Here is an 11,116-nt window from a genome sequence, read left to right as displayed (position 1 = left end):
CCAACCGTCCACATAAATCGCATTTTGACGGATCAAAACGGATGAAACGAACATCTCACCGCGTGGCGCCGGTCAGAACCACCCTTCCGAGTCCGGTAGAGTTCTCGGTGTCAGCAGGCGCCGCTAGCTCAGTTGGTTAGAGCAGCTGACTCTTAATCAGCGGGTCCGGGGTTCGAGTCCCTGGCGGCGCACAGACAGCCACAGCCCCCTCACCATCGGTGAGGGGGCTGTGGTCGTTCCGAGGAGTGCGCCAGCGCCTCCCGCGCCGTGCGGCGCGTGGTACTGCCACGGGAGCTCCGCCCAAAATCCGCACGCCCTCCACAAGCGCCCCGTAAAGCCCGCCTATGACCGGTAAACAGCTCGTTTCACCCTTGTGATCAAGCCGCCGGGCGTAGAAACCTGGCTGGGGACCATCGGTTCCAAGGGGGTGTGCGGCTCCATCAGTTGGAGGCCGCGCGTGGGGTTCGGAGGGGAATGTCCCGGTTGTGCTGGCGGCGGGGTGGGGGCCCTGTTCATGAATCGGTGCCGATGGAGGCATCATGCAACCGGAAGGGCCTCCTCCCGTGTCTGGATCAAGGGGTGAGGCCTGCCCCTGACCGACCATCAGTACGTCCGCGGAGGTCGAGGGGGACCGGCGCGGACGACGGAACAACGACACACGCAAGCGGACCTTTGCGTGCGGGGGGATGACTCATGACGTCGACGCCGACCGGCGCCCGGCACCACGACGACCCGTCCCAGACCACTCAGCTCCGGATCCCGCCGCATCTGCGGTCCGGGTCCCGGCAGCGGCCGAAGAAGGCGCTGCCGCGCTACGACTACGAGCACTACAGCAGGCTGGCCGGCCCGCTCACCCAGCCGGACCCGGCGAAGCCGTACCGCGTGCGCTACCGGTCGCTGCTCTCGCAGGAGCCGCACCGGATACGCGCGGCCCTGCTGCTCGGCGCGGCCCCGCTGGTCTCGCTCGGTCTGTTCGCGTGGCTGATGCAGCCCTCGCACTGGACCGAGCGCGACCACGCCTCGCGGTCCCTGCTGGTCCTGGACATCGTCATGCTGGTCTCGATCGGTCTGATCGAGCTCTTCCGGACGATGAACGTGCTCTCCAACGCGCACGCCACGCTGGTCGCGCGCGACCCGATCCCCGTGGTGCCCGAGACCGGCACCAAGGTCGCCTTCCTCACCTCCTTCGTGCCCGGCAAGGAGCCGCTGGAGATGGTGACCAAGACCCTGGAGGCCGCGGTCCGCATCCGCCACCGCGGCCTGATGCACGTCTGGCTGCTCGACGAGGGCGACGACCCGGCGGTCAAGGAGGTGTGCGCGCGCCTGGGCGTGCACCACTTCTCCCGCAAGGGCGTCGCACGCTGGAACCAGCCCAAGGGCCCGCACCGCGCCAAGACCAAGCACGGCAACTACAACGCCTGGCTGGAGGCGCACGGCGGCGACTACGACTTCTTCGCCTCCGTCGACACCGACCACGTGCCGCTGCCCAACTACCTGGAGCGGATGCTCGGTTACTTCCGCGACCCGGACGTCGGCTTCGTCATCGGCCCGCAGGTCTACGGCAACTACGACACCTTCGTCACCAAGGCCGCCGAGTCCCAGCAGTTCCTCTTCCACGCGCTGATCCAGCGGGCCGGCAACAAGTACGGCGCGCCCATGTTCGTCGGCACCAGCAACGCCGTGCGCATCAGCGCCCTGAAGCAGATCGGCGGCCTGTACGACTCGATCACCGAGGACATGGCGACCGGCTTCGAGATGCACCGCCACGCGAACCCGGCGACGGGCAACAAGTGGCGCTCGGTCTACACCCCGGACGTGCTGGCCGTCGGCGAGGGCCCGACCGCCTGGACCGACTTCTTCACCCAGCAGCTGCGCTGGTCCAGAGGCACGTACGAGACGATCCTCAAGCAGTACTGGAAGGGCTTCGGCACCCTGCCCTCCGGCAAGCTCTTCAACTACACGATGATGATCATCTTCTACCCGATGTCGGCCCTCAACTGGATCCTGGCGGCGCTCAGTTGCGCCCTGTTCCTGGGCCTGGGCGCCTCGGGCGTGCAGATCGACCCCGTCATCTGGATGATGCTGTACGGCAACGCCTCGGCCCTCCAGATCGGCCTCTACATCTGGAACCGCCGCCACAACGTCTCCCCGCACGAGCCGGAGGGCTCCGGCGGAGTGGCCGGCATGGTGATGTCGGCGCTCTCCGCGCCCATCTACGCGCGCTCGCTGATGGACGCCGTACTGCGCCGCAAGAGCTCCTTCGTGGTGACCCCCAAGGGCGACTCGTCCAGCCCCGACACCCTCTTCGGCACCTTCCGCATCCACCTCTTCTTCATCGCCCTGTTCGGCGGCTCGCTGGTCTCGTCGTTCTTCAACGGCCACAGCCACCCCGCGATGATCACCTGGGCCACCCTGGCCATGCTGATCACGGCCGCGCCGATCATCGGCTGGCGGTGGACCGTACGGGCGGAGAAGAAGAAGCGGGGCAAGCGCAGGCGGTCCGGGCCGCCGTCCGCCCCGCACCAGCAGGAGCGCCCCCAGTGGGCGCCGGGGGCGCCACAGGGCGAGCCACAGGAGCCGCCCGCCGAGCCCGCCGACCAGACCGTGCAGATCGCCCTTGGGGGACGTAACCAATGAGATTCCGTCCTACCCGCCGTACCCGCCGCTGGGCGATCGGTACGGCGGTGGTCGTCGCGCTCGCGGGCGCCAACGGGCCCTGGCTGTACCGGTTCTCGTCGGACCAGTACCACGACTACAAGATCAACCAGCCGGGGTACAAGGCGGACAACGGCCACTGGGACATGGTCGCCATGCCCAAGGAGTTCCGGCTCAACACGATCCACGCGGCGCTGCTGCACACCGGCAAGGTCCTGCTGGTCGCCGGGTCGGGCAACAACGCCAAGAACTTCGACGCGAAGAAGTTCGACACGGTGCTGTGGGACCCGGAGAAGAACACCTTCAAGAAGATCCCCACGCCCAACGACCTGTTCTGCACCGGCCACACCCAGCTGGCCGACGGCAAGCTGCTGATCGCGGGCGGCACCAAGCGGTACGAGAAGCTCAAGGGCGACGTCACCAAGGCCGGCGGCCTGATGATCGTCCACAACGAGGACCCGGACAAGCCGATCACGCTGCCCGCGGGCACCCGGTTCACCGGCAAGTCCAACGGCAAGACGTTCGTCTCCAAGGACCCCGTCCTCGTCCAGCGCGCCAAGAAGGTCTTCGACAAGAAGACCGGCAGGTTCCTGCGCACCGAGGCCGGGCTCGGGCGGATCTACGTGGAGGCCCAGGAGTCCGGCACCGAGCACGAGACCGGCACCGAGGACAACTACCGCGTCCAGGGCCTCACCGGCTCCGACACCCGCAACGTCTACGGCATCGCGCAGAAGCTCGCCCTGGACAAGAAGGACTTCCAGGGGATCAGGGACGCCTACGAGTTCGACCCGGTGGCCGAGCGGTACATCACCGTCGACCCGATGAACGAGGCGCGCTGGTACCCGACGCTGACGACGCTCTCCGACGGCAAGGTCCTCGCGCTCTCCGGGCTCGACGACATCGGGCAGCTGGTGCCGGGCAAGAACGAGGTGTACGACCCGAAGACGAAGAAGTGGACGTACACCAAGGGGATCATGCAGTTCCCCACCTACCCGGCGGTGTTCCTGCTGCAGAACGGCAAGCTGTTCTACTCGGGGTCGAACGCGGGGTACGGGCCGGACAACGTCGGGCGCGACCCGGGCATCTGGGACTTCGCCTCCAACAAGTTCACCAAGATCCCGGGGCTGAGCGACCCGGGCCAGATGGAGACGTCCGGGACGGTGCTGATGCCTCCGGCCCAGGACGAGAAGTACATGGTGATCGGCGGTGGCGGGGTCGGCGAGTCGGCCGAGTCGTCGAAGAGGACCCGGATCGTGGACCTCAAGGACCCCGACCCGTCCTTCAAGGACGGCCCTTCGCTCACCGAGGGGACGCGGTACCCGATGACGTCCGTCCTGCCCGACGACACCCTGCTGATCAGCGGCGGCTCCAAGGACTACCGGGGCCGGGGCGGCTCCAACCTCCACCAGGCGCGGATCTACGACGCGAAGACGAACACGATGCGGCGGGTGGCCGACCCTGAGGTGGGCCGCAACTACCACTCCGGGTCGATCCTGCTGCCCGACGGGCGGGTCGTCACGTTCGGCGGGGACTCGCTCTACGGGGACAAGGACGACACCAAGCCGGGGGTGTTCGAGCAGCGCATCGAGATCTACACGCCGCCGTACCTGTACAAGGGCGGCGACAAGCGGCCCGACCTCGGGGAGGGGCCCAAGTCGCTTTCGCGGGGCGGGAGCGGGGTGTACAAGTCGAAGGACGCGGGCGCGGTGAGGACGGCCCGGCTGATCCGTCCCAGCGCGACGACGCACGTCACGGACATCGATCAGCGGTCGGTCGCGCTGGACGTGGCGAAGACGGCGGACGGGGTTCGGGTGACGGTCCCCAAGAACCGCAACCTTGTCCCTCCGGGCTGGTACATGCTGTTCGTGACGGACGGGGAGGGTGTGCCGTCGAAGGCGGTGTGGGTGGAGGTGCCGTAGCCGTCGGCGGCGGGCATTTTCCCCACCCCGCCCCTTCCCTAAAGCCCTCTGGCGGGCGGCCGGGTTCGTTGGCTGCGAGCCGGTGGGGGCTGGTCGCGCAGTTCCCCGCGCCCCTAGCCACCTAGGGGCGCGGGGAACTGCGCGAGCAACCCAGCACGGTTCGCAGACGAACAGAGCGGGGTGCAGGGGCCGCAGGCCCCGCCCCCGGGGGGCAGGGAGGGGCCTACTTCGTGTTGCGCGCCAAGCCCAGCGCGTAATCCGCCCACCACTCCCCCGCCTTCGGCCCCCCCTTGCAGTCCCCGTCCGACTCCCCCGGCCGCTTCACCCACACATACGCGTCGACCAGCCCGTCCCCCGTCCGCGTCGTCGGACGGTCGCCCAGCGCGCGGCCCGGGGGGTTGCACCAGGTCTCCTTGGGGTCGCCCCCCGTGTAGGGGCCGTTCCCGTTGCGGCTCGTGTCGATCACGAAGTGCTTGCCGGACAGCTTCGCGGAGAGCTGGTGGCCGAAGTCCCGACTCGCCGCCGTCGTCTGGAAGTTGGAGACGTTGACGGCGAAGCCGTCGGCCGCCTCCACGCCCGCCCGCCGCAGCGGCTCGTCCAGCGCGTCCGGCCGCTGCCACCCCGCGTTGCCCGCGTCCACGTACACCTTCACGCCGGGCTGCCGCTTCAGCCGCTCGACCGCCTTCTTCAGCAGGTCGTACCGCTCCTCCGCGAACTGCTGCGGCGTGCACCCGTCCACCAGGTGCAGCACCGCGTCCGGCTCCAGGACCACCGTGGCGCCCCGGTCGCCGATCCCCTGCGCCACCTTGTCCACCCACGCCCGGTACGCGTCGCCGTCCGCCGCGCCGCCCTTGGAGAACTGGCCGCAGTCACGGTGCGGGATGTTGTAGAGCACGAGCAGCGCCGTGCGGTCGGCCTTCGCCGCCGCCTCGGTGAAGCCCTTCGCCTCCGACTCCGGGTTCTCCGGGCCGATCCACTCCCCGACCGGCTGCTCCGCGATCTTCCCGATCAGCGCGGCCTTGGAGTCGTCGCCGCTCTTGCGGTACTCGGCGGCCTGCCGCGGCGCGTTGCCGTCCGGATTGACCCAGAACGGGTCGGTCCCCTTCGGCTGCTGCGCCACCTCGGGCTTCTCGTCGGAGTCGGAGGAGGACGAACAGGACGTCAGCACCAGCGCCGCTCCCGCGGCCGCCACCGCCACCCCGACCGCGCCCGTCCGCGTACCACTCCGGAACATCCGACCCCCTCAAACGTACTTTCCCGGACGCTTCCCCCGATCCATCGTGGCACACCCGCACGCATCCCCACGAGCCCGTGCCCACCGAGCGCGCACGGAAGGCGACTTGGCGTTATCCGGCCCTAGGCCGAAAGCGCACACCGGTTCTACAGTGGTCGCATCGGCCCCAGTCCCGGCCCATGTTGGCGCTGGTCCCCACCGAACCTCCCGTGGAAGTGCCGGGCTTCTCCCGCAGCCCGTGCGCCCGCGGTCGAGGACCAGCCCGGCCGGCGGCTCCGGGGGGAGCGGGCCGTCGGCCGGGCTAGGTTACGGATCCGGCCGCCGCGGGCCGTACGTCCGTCAGATAGGCCGACACCACCACGTTCGCCGTGTACGTGCGCGCCTTGCGGTCGTACGTGCCCCCGCAGGTGATCAGCCGCAGCTCCGCGCGCCCCGCCTCGCGCGGCCCGTACACCTTGTGCGCGTCGAACCGGTCCCGCCCGAAGACCTGCACGTCGTCGATGGTGAACTCGGCGACGGAGCCGTCGGTCCTGGTCACCCGCACCTTCTGGCCGGGCCGGGTGGCGCTCAGGCCGTAGAAGACGGCCGGCTTGCTCTCGGTGTCGACGTGGCCGACGAGCAGCGCCGCTCCCGGCCCGCCGGGCTGGACCCCGGCGCCGAACCAGCCGACCGTGCCCGGCCGGTCGTACGGCGGCGGCTCGACCGCGCCCGAGCTGTCGAGGCCGCGCGGCACGACGGGCGCGGTCACGCCTATGGACGGGATCTCGACACGCTGCGGCGGCGCCGCCTTCACCGGGTCGTGCGCGGGCGGCAGGGGTACGCCCAGCGGGCGCCCCACGGCCGCCACGTCACCCGTGGTGGGCGCCGAGCTGCCGCCCGGGCCGTCGGTGGCCTCGCGGCCCCACAGCCACAGGCCGAGCAGCAGGACCGCCCACGCCACCCCGGTCAGCAGCCGTCCGGTGCCGGACGTGTGCTCGGAGGACATCGCCCCGGTCGTCTCAGTCCGTGCGGCGCCGGCGCCGCACGCTGCGGCCCGCCACCGCGACCGCCGCCACGGCCGCCAGGGCCAGGCCGATCACCGCGTGCCGGGTGCCCGGGCCCTGCTCGGTGGCCTGCCGGTCCGCGAGCTGCGCGGTGCCGCCGCCGCCCGCGTGGACGGGGGCGTGCGGGGTGGCCTGGTGGTCGGGGTGCTGGTTGCCGCCGTGCACGACCGTGACGCGGCCGGAGGCCTGGCCCGAGCTGTCCTTGCAGTTCACCCAGATGTCGTAGCTGCGCGCCTGGGCGTCCGAGCGGATGCGGGCCTGTGCGAAGAGGCCCCCGTCCGCCGCCGGCGCGAACTGCGCCTGCGAGACGAAGGCCTCCGAGGTCCCGACGGCCTGCCGGCCGCTGCACACGCTGACCCGCAGGTCCACCTCACCGCCCGGGGCGATCGTGGACGGCGTCACCGTCAGTGACCCGTGCGACTCGGACTCCGCCGTGGCGGCCGCCACGGGCATCAGAGCGGTGGCGGCCGCCACGGCCGCACAGAGCGTGACCTGTCGAAAGCGCATCGTGAACCTCCTGTAAGGAAGATTCACGCGCCCCGGGCCATTCCGCATCCCGGGCGCACCCATAGGGGCGCGGGGAACTGCGCGAGCAACCCAGCACGGTCCGCAGAGACTAGATGAGCTTCACCAGATCGGCGATCGAGTCAACAGTCTTGGACGGCCGGAACGGAAAGTTCTCCACATCCTCGGGCCGAGTCAGCCCAGTCAGCACGAGGAACGTCTGCATCCCCGCCTCCAGCCCCGCGAGGACATCCGTGTCCATCCGGTCCCCGATCATCGCACTGGTCTCCGAGTGCGCCCCGATCGCGTTCAGCCCCGTCCGCATCATCAGCGGATTCGGCTTGCCCGCGAAGTACGGCTTCTTGCCGGTCGCCTTGGTGATCAGCGCGGCGACCGCGCCGGTCGCGGGCAGCGGGCCCTCGGTGGAGGGGCCGGTCTCGTCCGGGTTGGTGCAGATGAACCGCGCCCCGCCGTTGATCAGCCGGATCGCCTTGGTGAGCGCCTCGAAGCTGTACGTACGGGTCTCGCCCAGGACCACGTAGTCCGGCTCGTGGTCGGTCAGGACGTACCCGATGTCGTGCAGCGCGGTGGTGAGCCCCGCCTCCCCGATCACGTACGCCGTGCCGCCGGGCCGCTGGTCGTCCAGGAACTTGGCGGTGGCGAGCGCCGACGTCCAGATGTTCTCGACCGGCACGTGCAGGCCCATGCGGGCGAGGCGGGCCTGAAGGTCGCGGGGCGTGTAGATGGAGTTGTTGGTGAGGACCAGGAAGGGCTTGCCCGACTCCTTCAGCCCGGTGAGGAAGGCGTCCGCACCCGGGATCGGCGTGCCCTCGTGGATGAGGACCCCGTCCATGTCGGTGAGCCAGGATTCGATCGGCTTGCGCTCTGCCATGGGGCGGACTCTCCTGCGGTGTGCGCTGGACGAAGAACTGGACGGTGCCGGGTGCACCGCGCTGTGCCGTGCCGACACCGCCCAGCCTAGTCAGGAAGCCGAGATCTTGACCTGGTCGATCACCCAGTACCAGTTGTTGCCCCCGGTGTAGCGGAACCGCACCTGGGCGGTGGTGGCCCCGGCGGGCACGTTCAGGGTGAGCGACTCGGCCTTGGCGACGGTGTCCGAGGCGTACGTCTTCACCGTCACCGGCGCCGCCCCGTCGTAGGAGACGAGCACCTCGCCCTTCTGCGGGTTCTCCTGGAGGTAGTGCGTGACGTACGAGAGCGTGGCCTGCGCGCCGCCGCGCACCGGCCAGGCGGGGCTGATCAGGGTGGAGTCGAAGGTGCCGGTGAAGGACTTGTCGGTCCACTCGTCGCCGTCGGCCACCGCGAAGACGTTGCGGGCCCGGACGTTGGACTCGCGCTGCTGGTCGCGCTGGGCCTTGGTCCAGAACTCGTCGGTGGTGAACGACCAGCCGCGCCACTCGGTGACCCCGCCGCCGCCCATGCGGGAGTTGTCGACGGACCACCCGGCGGGCGGGGTGTGGGTGAAGCCGACGACGCCCGCGCCGATGCCGCTCTCGTCGACCGGCGGCTTCAGCTGCGGGCGCAGCGCGTCGAAGTCGTCCGGCGATGGCTGCGAGATCGGGCGTCCGTCGAGCCCCCACGCCGGGTCGATGGCGACGCCGAGGTGGGCGAGGGCGGAGGCGGCGACGTCGGGCATGCGGACGTCGTGGCGGACCGAGCCGGGCGTGGTGGTCCCGCCGGTGGCGATCAGGAACGTCTGGCGCTCCTGCCAGGTGGAGCCGCCGTGGCCGCCCGGGTCGGTGTGGCCGTGGTCGGCGGTCACCAGGACCAGCCAGTCCTCGTCGGCGTACGTGGCCCGGGAGGCGACCGCGTCGACCAGCTGCCCGACCTGGGTGTCCACGCCGTGGATCGCGTCCAGGTACTGCCGGCTGGCGGCCCCGTACGTGTGCCCGGCGTGGTCGACGTTGTCGAGCTGGACGAAGACCGCGTCCGGGCCGGGGGCGTTCTTGAGTCGGGCCACGGCCCGGGCGGTGGTGCCCGTGTCGTACTCCGCGCTGGGCGTGGAGACCCGGGTGTCGACCTTCGAGGAGAAGATCGTGTCGGTGATCGGCGCCCAGGAGGAGACCGCGTACGTGGAGAGCGAGGGCTTCGCCGTCTCGATGCGGGTGAGGAAGTCCGGGTACTGGGCGAAGCGCTGGCCGGTGAAGTCGTTGTCCTTGACGTTGTGCTTGTCCGGCCAGACGCCGGTGATGATCGTGGACCAGCCGGGTCCTGACATGGTGGGTGCGAAGGGGTTGGCGTAGATCGAGCTGGCGGCCGTGAGGCCGTTCGCCATCAGGGACTTGAGGCGGGGCGCGTCGGCGTCCTTGACGCGGTTGAGCAGGGTGCCGTCCAGGCCGATCACCAGCACCTTGGGGGTGCGGGCCGCGGCCCGGGCGACGGAGGCGAGGGGGCCCGCGGCGGCCGCGAGGGCGGCGGCGCCGGCGAGCAGCGAGCGGCGGGAGATTCCTGACGGGGTCACGTGGTCCTCCGGGGACGAAAGAGGGCGAGCACGGGCAGGACGACGCCCCTGGCGGTGCAGGGGCGTCGGATGGTGCGGGGCGCTGAGCGGGCTTGCGAGAGTCCGGTGCGGTAACCGGGCGCCGTCAGGGGCGCGGGGAACTGCGCGAGCAACCCAGCACGGTCCGCGGACGAACGACCGCCTAGCTACCGGTCGCGGACTTCCAAGCAGCCACGTACGACGGCAAGTTCGTGCTGATGTCGAGCCAGTTCGGCTCGAACACCTCGACGCCCTGCATCAGCTGGGCGAGGGCCCTCGCGTTGGGGTCGGTGGCCTTCACGTCCGTACGGGCCGCGAAGCCGCCGCCGATGGCGCTGACCTCCTGCTGGGCCTGCTCGGTGAGCATGAAGTCGAGCAGCTTCTTGCCGTTGGTGGTGTGCGGGGCCTTGTCGACGAGACCGGCGGCGTACGGCAGCGCGAAGGTGGTGGGCTTGCCGGAGCCGGTCGCCGGGAACCAGATGCCGAGGTTGGGCATGGTCTTGGACTGGGCGTAGTTCATCTGCACATCGCCGTTGGCGACGAGGAGTTCGCCCTTGTCCACCTTGGGGGCGAGCTTGCCGGTGGAGGCGGACGGGCCGACGTTGTTGGCCTGGAGCTTCTTCAGGTACTCCATGGCTGCCTCCTTGCCGCCGAAGTCGTGCATCGCCTTGATCACGACGGCGGTGCCGTCGCCCGCGACGCCCGGGGTGGAGTACTGGAGCTTGTTCTTGTACTTCGAGCCGAGCAGCTCCTCCCAGGTCCTGGGGGCCTGCGGGAGCTCCTTCTTGTTGTAGATGAAGCCGAAGTAGTTGTTGACGACGGCCGTCCACTTGCCCTTGGCGTTCTTCTGCGCGTCCGGCACCTTGTCGGCGCCCGCCGGGGTGTACGGCTGGAGCAGGCCCTTGGTGTCGGCCTGCTGGATGAACGGCGGCAGCGTGACCAGCACGTCCGCCTGGGTGTTGGACTTCTCGCGGACGGCGCGCTGCACCATCTCGCCCGAGCCGCCCTCGACGTACTTGACCTTGATGCCGGTCTTCGCCTCGAAGTCCTTGAAGACCTTGTCGTACCAGCCGTCGCCCTTCTCGCCCTTCAGACCGTCGGCGCTGTAGACCGTGACGACCTTCTCGTCGGACTTGGAGTCGGCGGACGAGGAGCCGCCGCAGGCGGAGAGGGTCGCGGCGAGGGCGAGGCTGCCGGTGACGGCGGCGAGCGGGGTGAGGAGGCTTCTGCGCATGACGTTTCGAACTCCTGGTGTCTGTCT

The 11,116-nt window shown here is 70.1% G+C and carries 8 protein-coding genes and 1 tRNA gene; 3 read left to right on the top strand and 6 right to left on the bottom strand.

Translation table 11 applies throughout. From position 1 onward, the window contains the following. The first annotated feature begins 117 nt into the window (after positions 1–117). From QIY60_RS17860 to QIY60_RS17850, 3 genes are all read left to right on the top strand, one after another. Positions 118–191, top strand: a tRNA-Lys gene (locus QIY60_RS17860). Positions 192–693: 502 nt separating this feature from the next. After that, entirely contained in the window at positions 694–2,637 is a 1,944-nt protein-coding gene (locus tag QIY60_RS17855) for a cellulose synthase catalytic subunit (RefSeq protein WP_283143347.1), read from the top strand. Continuing rightward, entirely contained in the window at positions 2,634–4,574 is a 1,941-nt protein-coding gene (locus QIY60_RS17850; protein ID WP_283143346.1) for a kelch motif-containing protein, read from the top strand. Before QIY60_RS17855 ends, QIY60_RS17850 begins: the two co-directional genes overlap by 4 nt. 223 nt (positions 4,575–4,797) lie before the next feature. Here the strand turns inward: QIY60_RS17850 and QIY60_RS17845 are convergent, their stop codons facing one another. From QIY60_RS17845 to QIY60_RS17820, 6 genes are all read right to left on the bottom strand, one after another. Continuing rightward, positions 4,798–5,808, bottom strand: a complete 1,011-nt coding sequence (locus QIY60_RS17845; RefSeq protein ID WP_283143345.1) for a glycoside hydrolase family 6 protein — start codon at positions 5,806–5,808, stop codon at positions 4,798–4,800. Between the two features lie 301 nt (positions 5,809–6,109). Further along, positions 6,110–6,793, bottom strand: coding sequence for a class F sortase (locus QIY60_RS17840; RefSeq protein ID WP_283143344.1), 684 nt, complete (start codon positions 6,791–6,793; stop codon positions 6,110–6,112). Positions 6,794–6,806: 13 nt separating this feature from the next. Further along, positions 6,807–7,358, bottom strand: coding sequence for a hypothetical protein (locus tag QIY60_RS17835; RefSeq protein WP_283143343.1), 552 nt, complete (start codon positions 7,356–7,358; stop codon positions 6,807–6,809). Between the two features lie 109 nt (positions 7,359–7,467). Continuing rightward, positions 7,468–8,247 (bottom strand): HAD-IIA family hydrolase, encoded by a 780-nt coding sequence (locus QIY60_RS17830; RefSeq protein ID WP_101388451.1) that lies wholly within the window; start codon positions 8,245–8,247, stop codon positions 7,468–7,470. A 90-nt stretch (positions 8,248–8,337) separates the two neighbouring features. Continuing rightward, complete coding sequence (locus QIY60_RS17825; protein ID WP_283143342.1) at positions 8,338–9,837, bottom strand: alkaline phosphatase family protein; 1,500 nt, start codon at positions 9,835–9,837, stop codon at positions 8,338–8,340. Between the two features lie 181 nt (positions 9,838–10,018). Beyond that, entirely contained in the window at positions 10,019–11,089 is a 1,071-nt protein-coding gene (locus tag QIY60_RS17820) for a 2-aminoethylphosphonate ABC transporter substrate-binding protein (RefSeq protein WP_283143341.1), read from the bottom strand. Positions 11,090–11,116: the final 27 nt, after the last annotated feature.

The organism is Streptomyces sp. BPTC-684 (genome assembly GCF_030028635.1).
GTDB classification, from domain to species: domain Bacteria; phylum Actinomycetota; class Actinomycetes; order Streptomycetales; family Streptomycetaceae; genus Streptomyces; species Streptomyces noboritoensis.
Note: the sequence above shows the minus strand (reverse complement) of the source record. Positions and strands in the feature narration are given on the sequence as shown.

Coding starts and splice junctions, on each gene's coding strand:
- QIY60_RS17840 (WP_283143344.1), bottom strand. CDS start 6,793: ATGTCCTCCGAGCACACGTCCGGCACCGGACGGCTGCTGACCGGGGTG.
- QIY60_RS17820 (WP_283143341.1), bottom strand. CDS start 11,089: ATGCGCAGAAGCCTCCTCACCCCGCTCGCCGCCGTCACCGGCAGCCTC.
- QIY60_RS17835 (WP_283143343.1), bottom strand. CDS start 7,358: ATGCGCTTTCGACAGGTCACGCTCTGTGCGGCCGTGGCGGCCGCCACC.
- QIY60_RS17855 (WP_283143347.1), top strand. CDS start 694: ATGACGTCGACGCCGACCGGCGCCCGGCACCACGACGACCCGTCCCAG.
- QIY60_RS17830 (WP_101388451.1), bottom strand. CDS start 8,247: ATGGCAGAGCGCAAGCCGATCGAATCCTGGCTCACCGACATGGACGGG.
- QIY60_RS17850 (WP_283143346.1), top strand. CDS start 2,634: ATGAGATTCCGTCCTACCCGCCGTACCCGCCGCTGGGCGATCGGTACG.
- QIY60_RS17845 (WP_283143345.1), bottom strand. CDS start 5,808: ATGTTCCGGAGTGGTACGCGGACGGGCGCGGTCGGGGTGGCGGTGGCG.